This window comes from Arthrobacter woluwensis (assembly GCF_030816155.1).
Classification (GTDB): domain Bacteria; phylum Actinomycetota; class Actinomycetes; order Actinomycetales; family Micrococcaceae; genus Arthrobacter_E; species Arthrobacter_E woluwensis_A.
The window spans coordinates 2,207,523-2,227,724 of the sequence record NZ_JAUSXR010000001.1; the positions used below are offsets into that span (position 1 = coordinate 2,207,523).

Consider the following 20,202-nt stretch of genomic DNA (forward strand, 5'->3'; position numbering starts at 1 on the left):
CAGGGCCCGACTGTTCAGCGTCACGCTGAGATGATCTGCCGCACGGGGCGGCAGTCAGTCTCAGGTGTTGGGGCGCTTGCCGTGGTTGGCACCGCCACGCTTACGATCACGACGCTTGCGTGCACGCTTGCTCATAGCTGGACTCCTTCTGTTCTCGACTCTCAAAGAGCTGCCCTCAAGTCTCCCATATGGAGGCGACCGGAGCGAAACCGCGCCATCGGCGCAGAGTGAGGGCCGACGTCGGGCGTTCAGGGTGTGAGCAGGCGTCCGGCGCGCTCACGCCGCTCAGCGCTTGGCCGGGACCTTGTCCGGGTGGAGCTGCCGGGCCAGTTCGTAGGTGAGCTCATTCGTCTCGGCCACGAGCGGGACCGGTGCGCTGCGGGCGGTCCGGCCGCTGTACGCCTTGCCCTTGGTGCCGACGGCGAGACTCAGGTTCTGCAGATCATTCGGGGCGTTCAGGGTGCCGACCGCTTTGTCCTTGTTGATGTCCTGCTTCACGGTGCCCGGGTTGATGACGCCGTTCCAGTTCCAGTCGATCGCGGCGTCGGCTCGGGCCTGATGGCGCGTGCCACCGGTCCACCAGTACAGCTGGTTGCCCGCCGCCGCGGCTCCGAGTCCGGCCCCTTCGTTGAGGGCCGCCTCGTTGAGGCTGATCTGCGAGCGGGTGGAGTACCCGAAGTAGGCCGCTCCCGCGGTCTGCGGGACGCCCGTGAGCTGGTACGAGTAATTCATGATGCTCAGGTAGTTCGGCTTGTTGTTGACGTTGTCGGCGCCGCCGTGCGTCAGACCGAGGTTGTGCCCGAGCTCGTGGATGAAGGTGCCCACGCGGGTGTCGCTGCTGGCGTTGCCCCAGTAGCGGGGTCCCACCGTCACCAGCAGTTCCAGCCCGTTGATCCACGCCTGTCCCGACGACGAGCTGTTGCCGTAACTGTCACCGAACACCGCGTAGTGAAAGACATTGGCACGGTTCGCGTCGGAGTACTGCTGCCGAAGTGTGCGGACCTCGTCCACGCCGCTCAGGTTCTGCTTGTACGGGATCTCATTGCCGCCGCCCAGATCGTAGGCCGCTCCACGTGCTGATCCCGCGTCGAGGTGGATCGTGACGCCGGTCGTGCCGTCGGGGTTGTTGACGGGGAGGTCCGCGAAGCCCTGCCGGATCCTGTCGAGCTCCGCCGTGGACGGCAGGAGACCCGGCATGTAGTCCAGCTCGACGAAGAGGTCCGCCCGGTGCGGGTCAGCCCCCAGCGCGGGAAGGTCAAGGTCGATGACGCCGTCCCCGTTCGTGTCGACGCCGTTGGTCTCCCAGGCGTCGGGCAGGCCGTCGCCGTCGGAGTCCGTCGAGGTAGGGGTGATGGCCGCCTGGGCCGGGCCGGCGGGAAGCAATACGCCGAACAGGCCCAGACCCAGGGTCAGGACCCCGGCGGAGGCTGCGCTCACGATCTTCTGTCTCATGGTGATCACCTTTCAGGGTGGAGGTGCGAGGACCACAGGATGCTCCGGCCGGGTGGGCCGGGCTGTGATCACTTCCACAAGACCAGATCGTCACAGTCCTCTTCAATGACTGTTACAGAAAAAGTTAAACAATTAACAACAGGCGACCGAGCGGAAGACAGCCTCCTGCGAAGCCGCGTCCCAGGGCACGGAAAAGCCCCCGTGCCGGTCCACTCGGGACGGGCACAGGGGCTTCCACGGAATTCAGCTGGCGCCGAGGCTCGGCGCGCCGCGAGGGTCGAAGGTCAGCCGCGGGCGGCGTGGATCTTCTCCAGGATGCTCTGCTTCAGCTGGTCCGGGGCGGCTTCCGTGCAGGAACGCTTCACCATGGACCGGATCATGCATTCGAGGTCGTGCTGCTCCAGGCAGTTGGGGCAGTTCGCCAGGTGATCCTTGATCTCCTCGACATCGGCGCGGGGCAGCGCGCCGTCGAGGTATTCGTAGATGCGTTCAATACGGGCGTCTTCACAATCGCCCAGGCCTTGGCAGTCTTTCATTTCGCTTTCTCCACTGGTGCCGTGTCGGCCGCGGTGCGCCGCACGCCGATCCCCCGTTCCGCCGCGTACTCCGCCAGCATCTCGCGGAGCATCCGGCGTCCACGGTGCAGGCGGGACATGACCGTCCCGATCGGGGTGTTCATGATTTCTGAGATCTCTTTGTACGCGAAGCCTTCGACGTCCGCGAAGTACACCGCCAGCCGGAATTCCTCCGGAATGGACTGCAGGGCCCGCTTGACGTCCGAGTCCGGCAGGTGGTCCAGGGCTTCCGTCTCAGCGGAACGGAGGCCCGTTGACGTATGGGACTCCGCCCGCGCCAGCTGCCAGTCCTCGATGGTCTCCCCATGGGACTGCAGAGGCTCGCGCTGCCGCTTGCGGTAGAGGTTGATGTACGTGTTGGTCAGGATGCGGTACAGCCAGGCCTTCAGATTCGTTCCGGGCTTGTACTGGTGGAAGGCCGAGAACGCCTTGGTGTAGGCCTCCTGCACCAGATCCTCAGCGTCGGCGGGGTTCCTGGCCATGCGCATGGCCGCCGAATACAGCTGGTCCACGTACTGCATGGCGTCCCGCTCGAAACGGGCCCGCCGCTGGTCGTCGCTCTCGGACGCGACATCCACCGCACTGCTGTCCGAGGCCGACCGCCCCGTTGCTTCTTCGTCCGTCTTCCGGGCCGCTGCGGCTCCGGACCCGGGGATCTCCGATTCCGTGGTGTTCATCGCGTCCCAGTCTAGCCCCGCGGACAGGGCCGGAACCCGGGAGCCACCGGTCCAGCCCACGGGTGCGGCCGGGCGATCCAAGACCACGGGCATGGGCACTCCTGAAACATCGTCGGCACGAGGCTTCTCCTCGTGTCATCACTGCTTCGGACAACCGGTTCCGCGGCGCAATTATTCCGCAAAGATGCAAGACTAGAGGTAGTCCGGGCGCTCCTGTCCCGTGACCCACCAGGTGAACCCATCTCTCCAGGAGGTCTCGTGTCCATGGTTCGAATCCTTGCCCGTCCGCTCCTCGCCAGCAGCTTCATCGCCGACGGCATCCACAAGATCAAGAAGGCCCAGGATCCCACCGTCCGGCCCGCCGTGCTGGCACGCCGCGTGGCGGACACCCTGCCGGTCGAGCTCGGGGACGCCTTCCTGAATCGCGCAGCCGGCGGCGCGCAGCTGGGTGCGGGCGCTCTCTTCGCCTTCGGCAAACTGCCGCGTCTCGCCGCTCTGGTGCTCGCCGCCTCCGCCGCGTGCACCACGGCTCTGGAGTACCGCGCCGCTGACGCGACCACCAAGGAAGGCCGCGCGGCTCGCCGCAATCAGCTCCTGAAGAACCTCTCGCTCAACGGCGCCGCCCTGCTGGCCATCGTGGACACCGCGGGGAAGCCGAGCCTCGTGTGGCGTGTGCAGAACCGGCCCGAGGGTGGCGCCGGCGCCTCCAAGGGAGACTGATTCGTGCCGCAGCAAGCCCCTGTCGTCCAGCCCTGGGCGGCGCCCCTGGCCACCGGTCCGGTCGACGCGACCGTCTCGGTGCCGGGTTCCAAATCCCTGACCAACCGCTACCTCGTGCTCGCCGCACTCGCGGACGGCCCCTCCCGGCTCCGCGCGCCTCTGCATTCCCGCGACTCGGCGCTGATGATCGCGGCCCTGCGCAGCCTGGGCGCCACCGTGGAGGAGGTCCCCGGGGACGGGTCCTTCGGTCCGGATCTGGTCATCACCCCGATCCCCCAGGACGCCCCGGCCTCCGCCGTGAGCGTGGACTGCGGGCTCGCCGGGACAGTCATGCGGTTCGTCCCCCCGCTGGCGGCCCTGCGCAGGGGTGACACCCACTTCGACGGTGACCCCCACGCCCGTCAGCGCCCCATGGGCGCGATCATCCAGGCACTCGCGGCGCTCGGCATCACCCTGACGTCCGACGACGGCGGCGCCCCGGCGTCGCTCCCCTTCACCGTGCGCGGCGAAGGCTCCGTCCCCGGCGGCCACGTGATCATCGACGCGAGCGGGAGCAGCCAGTTCGTCTCGGCCCTCCTCCTGGTCGGCGCCCGCTTCGACGATGGCCTCCACATCGAGCACGCCGGCAAGCCCGTGCCCAGCCTGGACCACATCCGGATGACCGTCGAAGTCCTCCGGTCCCTGGGTGTCACGGTGGACGACTCCGTGCCGGACCACTGGTTCGTCTCCCCCGGCCCCATCAGCGCCTTCGACGTCCGGATCGAGCAGGACCTCAGCAACGCCGGTCCGTTCCTCGCAGCGGCGCTCGTCACGGGCGGCACCGTCCGCGTGCCGCATTGGCCCAGCCCCACCACGCAGGTGGGCGACCTCTGGCGAGACATCCTCACCCGGATGGGCGCGACCGTGACCCTGGACGGCTCCACCCTCGTGGTGCAGGGCGGGTCCCGGATCCTGGGCGGCGACTTCGCCGACACGAGCGAACTGGCTCCGACGGTCGCAGCGCTGTGCGCCCTGGCCGACTCGCCGTCGCGCCTGAGCGGCATCGCTCATCTGCGCGGTCACGAGACCAACCGGCTCGAGGCCCTCGTCACCGAGATCCGCCGGATGGGTGGCGACGCGGAGGAGACCGCCGACGGCCTGATCATCCGGCCCGTCCCTCTGCACGGCGCCGTCCTGGACAGTTATGCAGACCATCGCATGGCCACCGCGGGCGCCATCTGGGGTCTGGCCGTGCCGGGGACGTTCGTGGAGGACATCGCCACCACCGCCAAGACCATGCCCGATTTCCCCGCACTCTGGACGGCCATGCTGGACGGACGCGCAGGGGACACGGAGCAGATCTCGCCCGCCGGCACTCAGGCTGGCTCCTGACGTGGGGCAGGGTCAGTCCGGTCGTTCCCTGTCCTCCTGGGATGAATCCGATGTCCGGCTCCGGCCGAGCAAACGAGGGTCCCGGCCCCGCACGAAAGACCGCCCGAGCCACTCGGATGCGGTGATCGGGCGCATCATCACCGTGGACCGCGGACGCTACACCGCCGTCCTGGACGAGGGGACGCCGCAGGAGCGGACGGTGATCGCGGCGCGGGCGAAGGAGCTCCGGCGCAACCCGGTCGTGGTCGGCGACTTCGTGGCCCTCGTGGGCGACGTCTCCGGAGATCCCGACACGCTGGCCCGGCTGGTCCGCATCGAACCCCGCAAGACGCTTCTGCGGCGCAGCGCGGACGACACCGACCCGGTGGAGCGCGTCGTCGTCGCCAACGCGGACAAGCTCGTGGTCGTGGTCGCGGCCGCGAACCCCGAGCCCCGCACCGGCTTCATCGACCGCGCCCTCGTGGCCGCGTACGACGCCGGGATCGAGCCGATCCTGCTCATCACCAAGGCCGACGTGAAGGACCCCGCCGAGCTGCTGGCGAACTACCAGGCCCTGGATCTCAAAGTCATCATCAGCCGCACCACGGAGGCGGGAGCCAGCGGGATCGACGCCCGGAGCGCCGACGGCGGTTCCGCCTCCCTGCTGGGCACCGCCGTCGAGGAACTGCGGGAGGAGCTCGACGGCTCCGTCAGCGTCCTCCTGGGGCACTCCGGCGTCGGCAAGTCGACCATGGTCAACGCCCTGACGGGATCCGAACGGGCCACCGGACAGGTCAACGCCGTCACCGGCCGCGGACGCCACACGTCCAGCTCCGCCCTGGCACTCCAGATGCCGGGGGCGCGGCCCGGAACGTGGATCGTGGACACTCCCGGCGTCCGGTCCTTCGGCCTCGCCCTGGTCGATCCCGAACGCATCCTGCAGGCGTTCCCGGATCTGGCGCCCGGCACCGAGGCCTGCGAGCGCGGCTGCAAGCACGGCGCGCAGGCGATCGGCTGCGGCCTGGATGCCTGGGTGGCCGAGGGACACGCCGGGCCCGCCGGAGCCTCGCGGCTGGAGTCGCTGCGCCGGGTGCTGGACGCCGGAACGCAGGAGGAACGCGAGGCCAAGGAGCTCGGCACTCCCTGACGGCGCGGTCACGTCCACGCCCCGGATGAGCTGGGATGCGTGCTTTGTGGGTACGGTTTAACCCATGATGGACTCCTCCCAGAACTACACCGATGACCTCCGGCTTGCCCATGTCATGGCGGACCAGGTGGATGCCCAGACCATGGCGCGCTTCAAAGCCCAGGATCTGAAGGTCGAGACCAAGCCGGATCTGACACCGGTGAGCGATGCGGACCGGAGCGCCGAGGAGTACATCCGCGCCCAGCTGTCCCGGGCCCGGCCTCGGGACTCCGTCATCGGCGAGGAGTTCGGCACCACGGGCCACTCCTCCCGCCGCTGGGTCATCGATCCGATCGACGGCACCAAGAACTTCGTGCGCGGCGTGCCCGTCTGGGCCACGCTGATCGCCCTCATCGAGGACGATCAGGTGGTGGTCGGCGTCGTCAGCGCCCCCGCCCTGGGCCGCCGCTGGTGGGCCTCCAAGGGCCATGGCGCCTACACGGGCCGTTCCCTCGCCTCGGCCACCCGGCTGAAGGTGTCCGACGTCCACCGCCTCGAGGACGCCTCCCTCTCCTACTCCAGCCTGGGCGGCTGGAAGGAACTCGGCCTGCGGGACGAGTTCCTCGACCTCCACGACACGGTCTGGCGCACCCGCGCCTACGGCGACTTCTGGTCCTACTGCCTCCTGGCCGAAGGCGCCGTGGACCTCGCCTGCGAGCCGGAGCTGAACCTCTACGACATGGCGGCGCTCGTGCCGATCGTCACCGAGGCCGGTGGCCGCTTCACCTCGCTCGACGGGCAGGACGGCCCGTTCGGCGGCAACGCGGTGGCCAGCAACGGCATCCTGCATTCAGAGTTCCTCCGGAGGCTCAATCCCGGGCTGGACGATCTGCTGCAGGCCCCCTGAGCAGGTCATATTCCACGTAATATTGGCGGCGCGTTCCTTCGGGGACGCGCCGCTGTTTTACTCTCGTAATCAGGTCACGAGTGCCAGCGCAAAACCCCGGTTTGCTGGCCGGCAACCCTCCAGACGCGGTGGGGTGCCCCGGGTGACGACCAGGCCGGCCACAGAAAGTGGTGCGGCAAGCGCGGTGCCCGCCTGTGCGGGCCCCTCCACGATGCAGAGGTCCAGCATGTCCGTCAACACCCTCGCCCCCCGCTCCACCGCCGCCGGAACCGGTCGCGCCCACGCGCCGTCGTTGGCCGCCAATCCGTTCGCCGCGGTCACCGGCGCGGAGATCCAGGCCCCGCTCATCCAGGGCGGCACGGCCCGGTACGCCAATCTCGACTACGGCGCCTCCGCCCCCGCGCTCAGCGTGGTCTCGGCCTACCTGAACGAGATCCTGCCGTACTACGCGAGCGTGCACCGCGGCGCCGGCTACGCCTCGCAGATCAGCACCTCGGTGTACGAGAATGCCCGGGAGATCGTGCGCGACTTCGTGGGCGGACGTCCGGATGACCTGGTGATCTTCACGCGCAACACCACCGATTCGCTGAACGTGCTGGCGGGCTGCCTCCCCCAGCGCCAGGGCGAACAGGCCGGCGACGTGCTCTACCTGGACATCGAGCACCACGCCAATCTGCTCCCCTGGCAGCGGGTCGGTCACCGGAGCCTCGTGGCGCGGGAGACCATCGCGGCCACCGTGGAGGCCCTCCGGGAGGAGCTCGAAGCCGGCGGTGTCGCCCTCCTGGCCGTGACGGGCGCTTCCAATGTCACCGGTGAGATCCTGCCGATCGCCGAGCTCGCCGCCTTGGCGCACGAGTACGGCGCCCGGATCGTCGTGGATGCCGCCCAGCTGGCGCCGCACCGCCGGATCGACATCACCGCGCTCGACGTCGACTTCCTCGCCTTCTCCGGCCACAAGCTGTACGCGCCGTTCGGCGCCGGAGTCCTGGTGGGCCGTGCCGATTGGCTCGACGCCGGGACTCCCCACCTGCTCGGCGGCGGCGCCGTGCGGGAGGCCCGCCTCGATTCGGTCGTCTGGACCACCGGACCGGCCCGGCATGAGGGCGGCTCCCCGAACGTCCTCGGCGCGGCCACCCTGGCCCGGGCGACCCAGGTCCTGGCATCCCTCGACCACGACTCGTGGCAGCAGCACGAGGCGGACATCCGCCGCCACCTGGAGGACGGTCTCGCCGCCCTGGACGGCGTCACCGTGCACCGCATCTTCAGCGATTCCACCGACTCGATCGGCGTGGTGAACTTCTCCGTGGAGGGTTACGACGCCGGCCTCGTGGCTGCTTACCTCTCCGCCGAGCACGGGGTGGGACTCCGGGACGGCAAGTTCTGCGCCCACCCGCTGCTCAAGCGGCTGGGCCTGCCCGCCGGATCGCTCCGGGCCAGCTTCGGTCTGGGGTCGCGGCTCGAGGACGCCGAGTGCCTCATCGAGGGGATCCGGCAGCTGCGCGAACGCGGTCTCGGCTGGGACTACGTGGTCGACGCCGGACGCTGGGTTCCCGCGAACGATCAGCGCAGCTACCCGCACTGGGCGCCGAACACCCCCGGCACGGCGGGCGCCGCGCCCTGCACCACCACGGACTGATCCTCTGACGCAGCACGTCCGGTCGCACAGGGGCCGGCGCGTCCGCCCCCTGTGCGACCCTTAAACGGCAAGCCGCCCCGCGCTCCGCGGGCGGATCCCGTCATCGTCCAGGAGTCAGCATGTCAGCCCGTCACGTGTCGCCGCCCGGTGGTCCCCGCATGGACACCACCACCCGCCGGGAGATGGGCCGCGCGTTCGAACAGGGCGGGGAGCACTACGCTCAGGTCCGGCCTTCGTATCCGGCGGAGTCAGCTGCATGGTGCGTGCCGGACGGCGCGCGATCGGCCGTGGACCTGGGAGCGGGCACCGGCAAATACACCGCGCTGCTCGTGGATCTCGGCCTGGACGTGACGGCCGTGGAGCCCTCCGCCGACATGCTGGCCCAGCTGCATGCGGAACTCCCCGGCGTCGCGACCGTTCAGGGAACGGCGGAGGCCACGGGGCTTCGTGCGGAGAGCGCCGATCTGATCGCGGTGGCCCAGGCCTGGCACTGGTTCGATCCTCTCGCCGCGAGCGCGGAGGCCCTCCGGGTCCTGCGGCCGGGCGGGACCCTCGCACTGATCTGGAACCAGCTGGACACGTCCGTCCCGTGGGTGCACCGGCTGTCCCGCATCATGCACGCCGGTGACGTCATCAAGCCGCACTTCGTGCCCGCCGTCGGGCCCGGCTTCACCGAGCTCCAGGCCGCGGTGATCCCGTGGCAGGACCGGGTGACGCCGGAGGATCTCCTGGAGCTGACCAAATCCCGGAGCTACTACCTGCGGGCGTCCGCCCCCACCCGGGAGAAGGTCCTCAGCAACCTCGAGTGGTACCTCTGCGAGCATCTCGGACATCGCCCCGGGGAGATCCTCACCCTCCCCTACCGCTGCTACGCGTGGAAGACCACGCGGCGCTGACGGTCACACTTGCGCCGAGAGGTCTCCGAGCCTAGAGTTTTAGGCAAGCCGAAATTACCTGGTTCGGCTCGCCTAAAGGAGGATGAGATGAAGACCGAGCTGTCCCCAGGAGTCGTCGCACCACGCCGCGGCGCGGGAATCCTGCTGCTCGGGCCGGCCTTCGTCGCCGCCATCGCCTATGTGGACCCGGGCAATGTCGCGGCCAACCTGACCGCGGGCGCCCAGTTCGGCTATCTGCTGGTCTGGGTCCTCGTGGCCGCGAACATCATGGCCGTCATGGTCCAGTACCAGTCCGCCAAGCTCGGGCTGGTCACCGGACGCTCCCTCCCCGAACTCCTGGGGCAGAGGTTCCCCACGTGGGGCCGGCGGCTCTTCTGGCTGCAAGCCGAGACGGTGGCCGTCGCCACGGATCTCGCGGAGGTGGTCGGCGGCGCCATCGCCCTCAACCTGCTGTTCGGCATCCCGCTGCCCCTCGGCGGCATCATCATCGGCGCGGCGTCCATGGTCCTGCTCCTGATGCAGAACCGGCGGCGCCAGCGCAGCTTCGAGAACGCGATCATCGTGCTGCTCGCCGTCATCACAGTGGGGTTCCTGTGCGGTCTGATCGTGAGCCCGCCCAGCGCCGGCGGTGTGCTCGGAGGCCTGGTGCCCCGCTTCCAGGGCACCGAGTCCGTGATGCTGGCGGCGAGCATGCTCGGTGCGACCGTCATGCCCCACGCGATCTACGTGCACTCCGCGCTCTCCCGGGACCGGCACCGCCCGGTGGGTGGCCCGGAACCGGACGACCGGGCTCTGAGCCGCCTCATCCGGGCCACCCGCTGGGACGTCGTCTCCGCCCTGGCCATCGCCGGCGCCGTGAACATCGGCATGCTGCTGCTCGCGGCCTCCGCCCTGAGCGGCCGGGAGGGCACCGACAGCATCGAGGGCGCGCACGCCGCCATCACGACGACGCTCGGCCCGGTCATCGGCGCGGTGTTCGCCGTCGGGCTGCTCGCCTCGGGTCTCGCCTCCACCGCGGTCGGGTCCTACGCCGGCGCCACGATCATGGGCGGCCTGCTCAAGGTGCAGATCCCGCTCCTCCTGCGCCGGGTCCTCACCCTCATCCCCGCCGTGATCATCCTGGCGGTCGGCATGGATCCCACCCAGGTGCTGGTGCTGAGTCAGGTCGCCCTGAGCTTCGGCATCCCCTTCGCCCTGATCCCGCTCTTCCTGCTCAGCCGGGACCGCCGCGTCATGGGCCGTCACGCAGACCATCCCGCGCTCCAGGTGGCGGCCGCCGTGAGCGCCCTCCTCGTGATCGTCCTGAACGGCGTGCTGATCTGGCTGACATTCGTCCCGGGCGGCTGAGGAGTCGCGGCTCCGGCGCGACGGCGGCCGACCACCACCCCGGCGCCGTCGCCCGCCTCGACTAAACTGGGGCCGTGAAGTCTGCCGTCGCCTCCTCCTCGATCGAGGACTACGTCAAGGTCATCTACTCGTTCACCGAGTGGCAGGACAAGCCCATCAGCAGCACCCAGCTGGCCCAGCGGCTGGGCGTGGCGAACTCCTCGGTGTCCGAGATGGTGCGCAAACTCAAGGACCTCGGCCTGGTGGACCACAAGCCCTACGGCGCCGTGACGCTCACAGCGGAGGGCCGGACTTTGGCTCTCGCCGTCGTGCGACGGCACCGCCTGATCGAGACGTTCCTGGTCCGCGAGCTCGGCTACGCGTGGGACGAGGTCCATGACGAGGCCGAACTCCTGGAACACGCCGTCTCCGAGACCTTCGTGGAGCGCCTCGCGGAGAAACTCGGCCACCCGGACCGTGACCCTCATGGCGATCCCATCCCCACCGCCGACGGCACCGTCGCGCTGCCCGACGCCCGGTTGCTCTCCGAGCTGGATGAGGGGCACCACGGGCTCATCACCCGGATCAGCGACGACGACCCGGAGCTCCTGCGCTACCTCAGCCGGGAGGGCGTGGACGTCGACGCCGTCGTCGAGGTCGGCGAACGCAAGCCGTTCAGCGGCGCACTGCAGGTTCATGTGGCCCCTCCCGGCGGCCAGGAGGGCCACACCGCGGAGCTGGGCGAGCAGGCGCTGCACGCCCTCTGGGTCGCGGACGACTCGCCGCATGAGGGCTGCATCCTCCCCTGAGGGTCCGTTCCTTCCCCGGAGCATTGCGGATCGCGGGGCATCGTGTTTGCATCCTTGCATGAGCATCATCGATCCGGACGCCGCCGCTCGTGCCAAAGCATCCAGGACCCCGCAGGCCCAGGACCTCTGGGTGCCCGGCCTCACACTGGTCCTCGGCGCTTTCGTGACGGCGTACAGCATCACCGCGTTCGTGACCGTGCTCGATACGGAGAACGAGGATCCGGAGCCGTGGCAGTGGATCCTCCGGATCATAGCCCTGACCGTCGCCGCAGGCGCGACGATCGTGGGCCTGAACACCTGGGTCGCCCGCTCCGTGCGCAATCCCCGGCTGCCCGGGTTCGGCGCGGCTCAAGCCCTCGCCTGCGCCTCCGCCGCCTTCGGAACGACCGTCGTCGCGCCGGCACCGGAATGGTTCCGGGAACCGCGGATGATTCCCGGGACCTGGTGGCTGGCCGGAATCGCCCTGTTCCTGGGGATCCTGTCCGTGGTCTCCTGGGGCGCGCGGGCCGCCGACCGGCGCCGTGAAGAGGACACCGTGCGCACCGGACGGCTGACCACGGGAGTGGTCACCAACCAGGGCTATGAGCGGTTCCACGAGTCCAACCGGATTCTGACGTCGGTCACCTACTCCTTCGAGGACCTCAACGGCACCCGCCGGTTCGTCCGCCGTCCGGCCATGATCACCGCGGACGATCCCGTGGTCACCGGTGAGCTGGTGGATGTCTGGTTCGACCCGGCCCGGCCGGATCACCTCAAGACGATCGCCGTGCGACGGCGGCCCGCGGAACGACGACAGGCCGCAAGCTGACGGAGCACTGCCAGACACTGCACGCGGTCCGGACGTTCCGGGCCCCGAGAGAAGGAGACTTCATGGAAGACCAGGACAGCACCCAGCAGAAGCCGAACGCCCAGCAGAATCCCGCCGCCCAGCAGGAGCCCAGTGGCGGCGCTCCGGTCACGGACCTCCGCTTCGAGGTCTTCGGCTTCATCGCCCGGCCCGTCGCGGACGTGTACGAGGCGGTGGCCGATCCGGCCATCCTGAGTGAGTACTTCACCACCGGCGGCGCGGTGGGCCGCCTCGAGACCGGAGCCACCGTCCAGTGGGACTTCGCGGACTTCCCGGGCGCCGTCCCCGTCACGGTCCTCCGGGCCGAGCCGGGCGAGGCGATCTCGGTGCGCTGGGGCGCGGCCCCGGGCACGTCCGTCGAGGCGGACGGCACCGTGGTCGACTTCCTGTTCTCCTCCGTGGACGACGGCGCCCGCACCAAGGTCGTGGTGCGCGAGCACACGTGGAAGCCCACGGAGGACGGCGCCACGGCGGCCTTCGGCAACTGCATGGGCTGGACCGGAATGCTCGCCGCGATGAAGGCCTGGCTGGAACACGGAGTCCGCCTCCGGGACGGTTTCTACCGCTGAAGCACGTCGTCTTCTGAGCGGCCGTCCAGGCATTTCCGTTAGGCTCGAAGGGATGAGCCCTGCGAGAAATGTCCTGAAGTCCGTGGCCGCAGTGGGTGGAAGACTCCTGGCCTTCGCCACCGTGAGCGCCGTGATCGGTGCGCTCCTGGTCGGTTTCCTGGCGCCTTTGGTGGCCGCCACGGATGCCGCCACCAAGGGCTCGGTGCAGTTCTTCGACAGCCTGCCGGAGGAACTCACCATCAACCCTCCCGGGCAGGTGAGCAGGATCCTCGCAGCCGACGGCTCGCAGATCGCCACCGTCTTCAGCGAGAACCGTCAGGATGTGACGCTCAAACAGATCGCCCCCGACATGCGCAACGCGCTCGTGGCGATCGAGGACTACCGCTTCTACGAACACGGCGGCATCGATCCGATGGGCATCATGCGCGCCCTGGTCAGCAACGCCTCGGGTGGCCGGCAGGGCGCCTCCACCCTGACCCAGCAATACGTGACCAATGTCCTGAACGACAGCCGGACCGCCCGCGGCGACGCAGCCGACGTCGTGCTCAACGGCCAGAAGACCACCGGGGACAAGCTGCGGGAGATGAAGCTCGCCCTCGGACTCGAGAAGCGGCTGAGCAAGGACCAGATCCTCCAGGGCTACCTCAACATCGTGGCGTTCAGCGGCAACGCGTATGGCGTCCAGGCCGCCAGCCAGTACTTCTTCTCGGTGGACGCCGCGAAGCTCAGCCTGCCGCAGGCCGCTCTGCTCGCGGGCCTGGTGAACGGCCCCGGCTACTACGATCCGATCGCCCACCCGGACCGCGCCGTCGAGCGCCGCAATCTGGTGCTGGACGCGATGCTCAAGCACGGCTACATCACCGCCAAGAAGCACGACGCCGCCGTCAAGACCCCGCTCAAGCTGGCGGTGAAGCAGCCGCGCCAGGGTTGCGCTTACGCCGCGCAGTCGCCGTACTTCTGCGATTACGTGCTGCACCAGTTCCTGAACGATCCCGCCTATGGCGCGACGCCGGACGAGCGCCTCAAACTGCTGCAGCGCGGCGGTCTCACGATCCGCACCACGCTCGACCCGCGTCTGCAGGGTCCGGCGCAGCGCCAGGTCGACGCGACCACCGGCGCCAATCCGGACAAGTGGGGCGCCTCCCTGGTGACGATCCAGCCGGGCACCGGCAAGGTGGTCGCCATGGCCCAGAACTCCCGGATGCTCGCGAAGCAGGGCTCCGGCTTCGTCACGGCGTACAACTTCAACGTGGACAAGACCGACGACGCCGGCCAGGCCCTGGGCGGCGTGGGCGGCATGCAGCCCGGTTCCACCATGAAACCGGTGACGCTCGCCGCGTGGCTCGGTGAGGGCAAATCGCCCGATCAGACGGTGGACGCCGCGCGACGTGTCTATCCGCTGAACTTCCCCTGGAAGAGCACCTGCGGCCCGGTCGCGGGCGCCTACAACTCCCGGGAGATGGACAAGGGCGCGGCCCCGGACCTGCAGAACGACACACCCGGCTTCTACCGGCCCATGACCGTGCGGATGGGCATCTACTACTCCATCAACACGGCCACGTTCGCCTCGGCCGCCGGCCTGAATGACTTCTGCGACATCCAGCGTGCGGCTGACGCCCTGGGCATGCACGACGGCGCCGGGAAGGGCCAGAAACTCCAGCTCAACACCCTCGGCAACCTCCTGGGCGGAGCCAATGTGGCCCCTCTGACCATGGCGAACGCCTTCGCCACCTTCGCGAGCAATGGCACGTACTGCACCCCCATCTCCATCACCCGCGTGGAGGACGGGAAGGGCAAACGACTCGGAGGCCAGAGCCCGTCCTGCAGGGCCGGCGCGATCACCCCCGAGGTGGCCAAACGCGCGACCAACGTGCTCCAGGACGTCCTCTCCAAGGGCTCCGGTCTCCTGATCCCGGACAAGGTCACCGCCCCGGCCGCGGCTAAGACCGGCACGAACCAGTACAACAACCAAACCTGGATCGTCGGCTATACGCGAGGGCTGGCGACGGCGTCCTTCTTCGGCGATCCGTTCAACGCGAGCGAATCGCGTCCGGGCACCAACGTGACGATCAACGGCCGCACCTACCCGGCCGTTGACGGCGCGGACATCGCCGGGCCGCAGTGGGCACGGTACATGCAGGCTGTTTACGGTCTGTACGCTCACGGCCCCTTCGATCCGCCGACGCTGCCCAAGAAGGCCCCGCCGAAGAAGGCCGACCAGAAGAAACCGGACACGGCGAAGAAGGCCAAGCCCCGGCGCTGAGTGGCTCTTCAGCAGTTCCCCGGGGTCGTCTGCCGCCGGATACGATGGGCGACGTGCGCCGTCTAGCCCGGATCCTCACTGAGGCCTTCTCCCCCACCGTCCTCGTCACCGCTTTCCTGTTGATCAGCTGCGCTGTGGCGGACGGCTGGCGCGGTCTGTGGTTCGGCCTGCTCGCCGCCGTCTTCACGGCGATCGGGCCATTCCTGGGCATCGTCATCGCCTCCCGGAGTGGGCGGCTCAGCGACCACCACGTCGGCGACCGCCGGCAGCGCCTGCCCGTGCTGATCGCCTCACTCGGCTCGGCGGCGATCGGCTGGGCGGTTCTCCTCCTCCTGCACGCGCCGTGGTCCGCAGTGCTCGGGCTGCTCGGGGTGGCGCTGGGGATGATCGTGGTGGGCGCCGTCAACGCGTTCTGGAAGCTCAGCGTGCACACCGCCGTCGTCGTCTTCACCACCACGGCGCTGGTGACCGCCTTGGGTCCGTGGAGCGCCCCGCTCCTTCTCATCCCCGTCGCCGTCGGCTGGTCGCGGGTCCGGCTGGGCGACCACACCGTCGCCCAGGTGCTCGCCGGAGTTCCCGCCGGACTGCTCGTCTGGGGCGCCTACGCACTCATGGCGTGACAGGGTCCTGGCAACACCCTGAAGACGGCGAAAGGCCCTGGATCTCAAGGATCCAGGGCCTTTCAACAGTGGAGATGGCGGGAATCGAACCCGCGACGCCCTTTTCGTGCTCTGCGTTGTAATGCTACAAACCTGAAGTGACGGAGCACCTGACGTGCAGTGGTGACCGCAACCGGGACGCGGATTGCCTACGGCAACCCTGAGACGGACCTGTCCGGCACTGCTGCAATCAGCGCCCCAAAGCACAAACACACTTAGCCTTTTGAGCCAGTTCTCGTGCCGGCGGCGGAGTTGACCCGCCATCTTCGCAGCTGACGCCAGCCGAGAAACCCACACCATGCGGCCGGAACAATTGCGATCGGGGCGCCAATAATGCTTATCAAGAAGACCCCCGCGACGCAGAGCCAGAAGACGGCCCACCCCAAAGACCCTTGCTTGGCACCTTTCGCCAGAGATTGCGCTGTAACAACCGTGCGAACCTGGCTTTTGCCAGCTTTCGGATCTCGCCCAGGCGAAGCTACGAACCCGCTATCCCAGCCAGCAGGAATTTCGTACTCAAGACTCCAAGGAACCAGCTTCATTGCATGGTCTGGACCAGCCTCCACCCACTCGTCAGGGATTTCAGATGCTCTTGCGGCCTGGAGCACAAGCTGGGCGGCCAAGGCTGACCCCTTTATCTTGACAGTTGCCACAGGTGCAATCCCTAGACCTTCTAAATGCTCGATGATCGGGAGGAAATGCTGCGAGGTCACGGGCGACATTTCACCTACACGCTCGCCGTCAATCCGCAGCTCAACATATGGGCGCTCCTGCCCAGTTCTCAGGGTGCGAACCCCCCTATGAAGCGTCGAATACAAGAAACCCTCTCCGCTGGGTGGCACGAAGTTGAACAGCACATCGAAGTGCTCTTCTTCCTTAGTGACCTGCAAGCCGCTCCCCCATGGCAGTTGCTTGTGTTCCCGATCCGGAAGTTGGTTGAGAGGAAGCAAGTCGACATGAGGGATTGCAACTTGAACTCTGGTCCTGATGTCGCTTGAAGTTCGGAATGCCCAAATCCTTCCAATTGTGCCTGGAAGATAACCACTCGCCACGATGCGACGGACCAGCGGACGGTACCGGATCGCATCTTCTCTTGACAAATAGCCAACATGGTAGTCGTTGGCAATCACCATTACAGCGTTTTGATCATGGGCATTGGATGGCTCGGGCACGAGAAGGCACTGGACATCCTCCACAACGATCTGTTGATTCAGCGGTAAAACACCGCCGGCGGCCGCCGCGAGTTCATCCAAGCGGTAATACTCACCCACGACGTCAACATTTGCCCACGTGCTACTGCTGTCTGTTATCGGATACACCGGAAGCACTGTCTCCCCCACTCTGTCCAAGTCCACGGTTTCACCCAAGGCTATCCAGGAGCACACTTGAAAGGAACTAAAGTCAGCGTTCTTGGCTTCAGATACCTATGTTACGTAGAGCATCCAACTGCGATTCTGCAAGCGTTCGAAGGAAGCTGCGAAGCCCATCCGGCAAGACAACAAGCAATGCTGCTACTTCCTGAGCCGAAACCGCCTCTTACGCCAGGGTGTCAAGGACGTCGTTATCTATTGCCTGCCAGGCTGTGCACCAGTTCAGCAGCAGCACTCATTCCGGGGCCGCGCCCTGGCGTCAGTTTTACGCATACACATGTTCGTGCATCAATGTTCAAGACCTCTGGAGCGGGTGGAGCACTGGCCTGATCGCGACGAGGCGGTGGCTGGGATCACAGACTCCGGTCCCCTGAGTAGCGAGTATCGCAAAGGGTCTTGTCGTACCAACAATTCCTAGGAATAAGGCAACAGGAGAAGCGAAAGGCCCTGGATCTCAAGGATCCAGGGCCTTTCAACAGTGGAGATGGCGGGAATCGAACCCGCGTCCGATGTTGCTTCTGCAGGGCTTCTCCGGGCGCAGTTTGCGTCGGAATTTCTCGGCCCCAGCCATGCTGCAAACAGCTGGCTGATCCGGGCCCAGTCATCTTAAAGTCCCAGAAGCCCCGATGACGAGGGCCCCTGGCAGTGGCTATCTAGACGACGCCAGATTCCACGGCGATAGCAACCGTGGGCTGACGGACTGTCTTACTGCTTAGGCAGCAAGAGCGAAGTCAGTGCGCTTAGATTCGGCACTTATTGGTTTGCAGACATCGTTTACGAGATAAGCCTGCATCCTCGGCCCGCTTCACCTGCGTCGACAGACATCGTCGAAACCGATCATCCCCATGTTCATTTACCAATCCCTGTCAGGACTCCCCAACAGGACTCTTCAGCATAGCGCCGTCGGCGCAAGATGCCAAGCCCAGAGGCCTCCCCCGGGCGAGGCGGATCAGCGCTTGTTGCGCGCCCGGAGGACCCGCTGAGCCTCGCGCTTGTCCTGGGCTTCGCGCAGGCTCTGCCGCTTGTCGTACTCCTTCTTGCCACGGGCCACGCCGATCTCGACCTTGGCCCGCCCGTCGACGAAGTACAGCTGCAACGGGACGATCGTGAAGCCGCTCTCCCGGATCTTGTGCGAGATCTTGATGAGCTCCGCGCGATGCAGGAGCAGCTTCCGGCGACGGCGTGAGGAGTGGTTGGTCCAGCTCCCCTGGCTGTACTCCGGGATGTTGACCTGCTCCATCCAGAGCTCATCGTTGTAGAACGTGCAGAACGCGTCGCCCATGTTGGCGTGCCCCTCGCGGAGGGACTTCACCTCGGTCCCCATGAGCGCGATCCCCGCCTCATAGGTGTCCAGCACTTCGTAGTCGTGGCGCGCCTTGCGGTTCGTGGCCACGACTTTCCGGCCACTTTCCTTCGGCACGGCTGACTCCTTCGGTCTGAAAACAGTCCTTCCAGTCTACCCATGCGCCACGCCGTACCGCGCATTGTCCGCTCAGGAAGAACGCGCCAGACGCCGGAAGGCCCGCTCCCCCTCGGGGAACGGACCTTCCACGTGATGCTCCCGGGCGTCTAGAGCATGGTCATCGGGTCCACCGGGGAGCCGTTGACCCACGTCTCGAAGTGGGCGTGGCAACCGGTCGAGTTGCCGGAGCTGCCCGAATAGGCGATGACCTGGCCCTGCTCGACGTGCTGCCCCGCCGACACCACGACCGAGCTGTTGTGGTAGTTCACGGTGGTCAGCGCATTGCCCTGCACGACGCCGTGAGACACCTGGACGGTCCAGCCACCACCGGTGGTGATCCAACCGGCCAGGGTCACCGTGCCGGATGCCGCCGCGTGCACGGGGGTGCCGCACCCGACGCCGAAGTCGACGCCCGTGTGCATGTAGCCACCGGTGCCCCAGAAGTCGATGGTGCCCGGCGGCACCGCACGCCAGCCCCAGCCGGACGTGATGGGCGGGTTGCCGTCGAACGGAGCCCGGATCCCGAACGAGGAGATCGGTCCCGGCGCCGGCGGCACGTACGGCGGCTGGGCCGGAGGCTGTGCCTGACCCTGCCGTGCGGCCTCGGCGGCGGCAGCAGCGGCGGCCTCCTCGGCCTTGCGGCGCTGCTCGGCGAGCCATTCCTGGCGGAGCCGCTCGTCGCGGGCCTTGATCTGAGCGGCCACCTGGTCCTGAGCCTGGTTGACCTTGGCCAGCTGAGCCTGGATCGCCGGCTTGGAGGCTTCGAGTTCCTTGTTCAGCCGCGTGGTGTCCGAGACGAGCTTGTCCACCGCCGCCTTCTGGCGCGCGGCTTCGTCGCGGGCCGACTGCTCCCGGGCCAGGGCCGCGTCGGCCTGCGCCTTGAGATCGGCGATCTCCTGCTCGACGGCGGCGAGGCGCGCGGACTGGTTGACGTTGACGGCGCTCTGCTGGTTGAGCTTCTCCATCGCGGCGTTCTGCGTGCGCAGCGCCTGATCGGCCAGGTCCATGCTGCTGACCAGCTTCTCCGTGTCCGTGGCGCCGAAGAACAGCGTGAGGTCATTGGGCACGCCACCCGACTTGTAGGCCTGCGTGGCGATCTGCCCGATCAGCTTCTTGGTCTCGCTGGACTTCGCCTTGTCCTGGCTCATCTCCTGCGCCAGCTTCGCCTTGCTCTGCTGGGCCGCGTCGACCCGCACGGCCAGGGACTGCGCCTCTGACGCAGCCGCCGCGACCCGCCCCTGAGCGTCGGCCAGAGCCTTCTGGGCACCCGGCAACCGGCCCTGGAACAGGGTCAGATCAGCCGCGGACTTGGCAATCTTGCCGTCCAGGAACTCGAGCGAGGACTGCACCTGGTTCGCGCGGTTCTGGAGTGCCTGCTGCTGATCGTCCAGGTTGTCGGCCTGGCTCGGTGTGAGGCCGAAGCCCAGCAGGAGCGCGACGACGGCGGATACGCCCACGGTGCGGCGCGCGGCCTTGCGGCACTGGTCGCCGTCGTACGGGAAACGGAGCCGCGCAGCCTTCGCGAGAGCCCTCTGAGTCGGTCCTGCAACGTTCATGA

The 20,202-nt window shown here is 67.7% G+C and carries 19 protein-coding genes, 1 other RNA gene and 1 riboswitch; of the genes, 12 read left to right on the forward strand and 8 right to left on the reverse strand.

The genetic code is table 11. The features are described 5' to 3' along the window. Positions 1–60 precede the first annotated feature (60 nt). From QFZ52_RS16155 to QFZ52_RS10080, 4 genes are all read right to left on the reverse strand, one after another. On the reverse strand, positions 61–135 hold the full coding sequence (locus tag QFZ52_RS16155) for a 50S ribosomal protein bL37 (protein WP_369299106.1): 75 nt from the start codon (positions 133–135) through the stop codon (positions 61–63). Positions 136–285: 150 nt separating this feature from the next. Beyond that, positions 286–1,452, reverse strand: a complete 1,167-nt coding sequence (locus tag QFZ52_RS10070; RefSeq protein WP_307497478.1) for a zinc-dependent metalloprotease family protein — start codon at positions 1,450–1,452, stop codon at positions 286–288. Positions 1,453–1,736: 284 nt separating this feature from the next. Further along, complete coding sequence (gene rsrA, locus QFZ52_RS10075; protein WP_307497479.1) at positions 1,737–1,988, reverse strand: mycothiol system anti-sigma-R factor; 252 nt, start codon at positions 1,986–1,988, stop codon at positions 1,737–1,739. After that, entirely contained in the window at positions 1,985–2,797 is an 813-nt protein-coding gene (locus QFZ52_RS10080; RefSeq protein ID WP_307497480.1) for a sigma-70 family RNA polymerase sigma factor, read from the reverse strand. The genes rsrA and QFZ52_RS10080 overlap by 4 nt, the downstream gene beginning before the upstream one ends. 171 nt (positions 2,798–2,968) lie before the next feature. Between QFZ52_RS10080 and QFZ52_RS10085 the strand changes: the two genes are divergently transcribed. The 12 genes from QFZ52_RS10085 to QFZ52_RS10140 all read left to right on the forward strand — a co-directional run bounded on the left by QFZ52_RS10085 (position 2,969) and on the right by QFZ52_RS10140 (position 15,773). Then, positions 2,969–3,424: a DoxX family membrane protein gene (locus QFZ52_RS10085; RefSeq protein WP_307497481.1), complete on the forward strand. Its 456-nt coding sequence runs from the start codon at positions 2,969–2,971 to the stop codon at positions 3,422–3,424. Positions 3,425–3,427: 3 nt separating this feature from the next. Continuing rightward, positions 3,428–4,795 carry a 3-phosphoshikimate 1-carboxyvinyltransferase gene (aroA, locus tag QFZ52_RS10090; RefSeq protein ID WP_307497482.1) on the forward strand — a complete coding sequence of 456 codons (1,368 nt, stop codon included), beginning with the start codon at positions 3,428–3,430 and terminating at the stop codon, positions 4,793–4,795. A 1-nt stretch (position 4,796) separates the two neighbouring features. Further along, positions 4,797–5,921, forward strand: coding sequence for a ribosome small subunit-dependent GTPase A (gene rsgA, locus QFZ52_RS10095; RefSeq protein WP_373425655.1), 1,125 nt, complete (start codon positions 4,797–4,799; stop codon positions 5,919–5,921). Positions 5,922–5,985: 64 nt separating this feature from the next. After that, positions 5,986–6,807 (forward strand): histidinol-phosphatase, encoded by an 822-nt coding sequence (gene hisN, locus QFZ52_RS10100; RefSeq protein WP_066211009.1) that lies wholly within the window; start codon positions 5,986–5,988, stop codon positions 6,805–6,807. Between the two features lie 72 nt (positions 6,808–6,879). Next, positions 6,880–6,995, forward strand: a riboswitch (SAM riboswitch). A 38-nt stretch (positions 6,996–7,033) separates the two neighbouring features. Continuing rightward, entirely contained in the window at positions 7,034–8,443 is a 1,410-nt protein-coding gene (locus QFZ52_RS10105; protein ID WP_307497483.1) for an aminotransferase class V-fold PLP-dependent enzyme, read from the forward strand. A 119-nt stretch (positions 8,444–8,562) separates the two neighbouring features. Further along, positions 8,563–9,339: a class I SAM-dependent methyltransferase gene (locus QFZ52_RS10110; RefSeq protein ID WP_307497484.1), complete on the forward strand. Its 777-nt coding sequence runs from the start codon at positions 8,563–8,565 to the stop codon at positions 9,337–9,339. A gap of 87 nt (positions 9,340–9,426) precedes the next feature. Next, positions 9,427–10,686 (forward strand): Nramp family divalent metal transporter, encoded by a 1,260-nt coding sequence (locus tag QFZ52_RS10115; RefSeq protein ID WP_307497485.1) that lies wholly within the window; start codon positions 9,427–9,429, stop codon positions 10,684–10,686. A 74-nt stretch (positions 10,687–10,760) separates the two neighbouring features. Then, positions 10,761–11,474 (forward strand): metal-dependent transcriptional regulator, encoded by a 714-nt coding sequence (locus QFZ52_RS10120; RefSeq protein ID WP_307497486.1) that lies wholly within the window; start codon positions 10,761–10,763, stop codon positions 11,472–11,474. 58 nt (positions 11,475–11,532) lie between these two features. Further along, the gene (locus QFZ52_RS10125; RefSeq protein ID WP_307497487.1) at positions 11,533–12,282 is read left to right on the forward strand and encodes a hypothetical protein; all 750 of its coding nucleotides are present in this window, start codon (positions 11,533–11,535) and stop codon (positions 12,280–12,282) included. Positions 12,283–12,344: 62 nt separating this feature from the next. Next, the gene (locus QFZ52_RS10130) at positions 12,345–12,890 is read left to right on the forward strand and encodes an SRPBCC domain-containing protein (protein ID WP_307497488.1); all 546 of its coding nucleotides are present in this window, start codon (positions 12,345–12,347) and stop codon (positions 12,888–12,890) included. Positions 12,891–12,942: 52 nt separating this feature from the next. Next, positions 12,943–15,153, forward strand: a complete 2,211-nt coding sequence (locus tag QFZ52_RS10135; protein WP_307497489.1) for a transglycosylase domain-containing protein — start codon at positions 12,943–12,945, stop codon at positions 15,151–15,153. Positions 15,154–15,206: 53 nt separating this feature from the next. Continuing rightward, positions 15,207–15,773 (forward strand): phosphatase PAP2 family protein, encoded by a 567-nt coding sequence (locus tag QFZ52_RS10140; protein WP_307497491.1) that lies wholly within the window; start codon positions 15,207–15,209, stop codon positions 15,771–15,773. A 254-nt stretch (positions 15,774–16,027) separates the two neighbouring features. Here QFZ52_RS10140 and QFZ52_RS10145 read toward each other — a convergent pair whose 3' ends face one another. From QFZ52_RS10145 to QFZ52_RS10160, 4 genes are all read right to left on the reverse strand, one after another. Then, entirely contained in the window at positions 16,028–17,083 is a 1,056-nt protein-coding gene (locus QFZ52_RS10145; protein ID WP_307497492.1) for an HIRAN domain-containing protein, read from the reverse strand. 575 nt (positions 17,084–17,658) lie between these two features. Continuing rightward, positions 17,659–18,027, reverse strand: a transfer-messenger RNA (tmRNA) gene (gene ssrA / locus QFZ52_RS10150). A 104-nt stretch (positions 18,028–18,131) separates the two neighbouring features. Next, entirely contained in the window at positions 18,132–18,602 is a 471-nt protein-coding gene (smpB, locus tag QFZ52_RS10155; RefSeq protein WP_066211021.1) for an SsrA-binding protein SmpB, read from the reverse strand. A gap of 149 nt (positions 18,603–18,751) precedes the next feature. After that, the gene (locus QFZ52_RS10160; RefSeq protein ID WP_307497495.1) at positions 18,752–20,200 is read right to left on the reverse strand and encodes a M23 family metallopeptidase; all 1,449 of its coding nucleotides are present in this window, start codon (positions 20,198–20,200) and stop codon (positions 18,752–18,754) included. Between the last annotated feature and the right edge of the window lie 2 nt (positions 20,201–20,202).

Coding starts and splice junctions, on each gene's coding strand:
- QFZ52_RS10110 (WP_307497484.1), top strand. CDS start 8,563: ATGTCAGCCCGTCACGTGTCGCCGCCCGGTGGTCCCCGCATGGACACC.
- QFZ52_RS10135 (WP_307497489.1), top strand. CDS start 12,943: ATGAGCCCTGCGAGAAATGTCCTGAAGTCCGTGGCCGCAGTGGGTGGA.
- QFZ52_RS10105 (WP_307497483.1), top strand. CDS start 7,034: ATGTCCGTCAACACCCTCGCCCCCCGCTCCACCGCCGCCGGAACCGGT.
- QFZ52_RS10070 (WP_307497478.1), bottom strand. CDS start 1,452: ATGAGACAGAAGATCGTGAGCGCAGCCTCCGCCGGGGTCCTGACCCTG.
- rsrA (WP_307497479.1), bottom strand. CDS start 1,988: ATGAAAGACTGCCAAGGCCTGGGCGATTGTGAAGACGCCCGTATTGAA.
- QFZ52_RS10130 (WP_307497488.1), top strand. CDS start 12,345: ATGGAAGACCAGGACAGCACCCAGCAGAAGCCGAACGCCCAGCAGAAT.
- QFZ52_RS10080 (WP_307497480.1), bottom strand. CDS start 2,797: ATGCCCGTGGTCTTGGATCGCCCGGCCGCACCCGTGGGCTGGACCGGT.
- QFZ52_RS10085 (WP_307497481.1), top strand. CDS start 2,969: ATGGTTCGAATCCTTGCCCGTCCGCTCCTCGCCAGCAGCTTCATCGCC.
- QFZ52_RS10125 (WP_307497487.1), top strand. CDS start 11,533: ATGAGCATCATCGATCCGGACGCCGCCGCTCGTGCCAAAGCATCCAGG.
- hisN (WP_066211009.1), top strand. CDS start 5,986: ATGATGGACTCCTCCCAGAACTACACCGATGACCTCCGGCTTGCCCAT.
- QFZ52_RS10160 (WP_307497495.1), bottom strand. CDS start 20,200: ATGAACGTTGCAGGACCGACTCAGAGGGCTCTCGCGAAGGCTGCGCGG.
- QFZ52_RS10115 (WP_307497485.1), top strand. CDS start 9,427: ATGAAGACCGAGCTGTCCCCAGGAGTCGTCGCACCACGCCGCGGCGCG.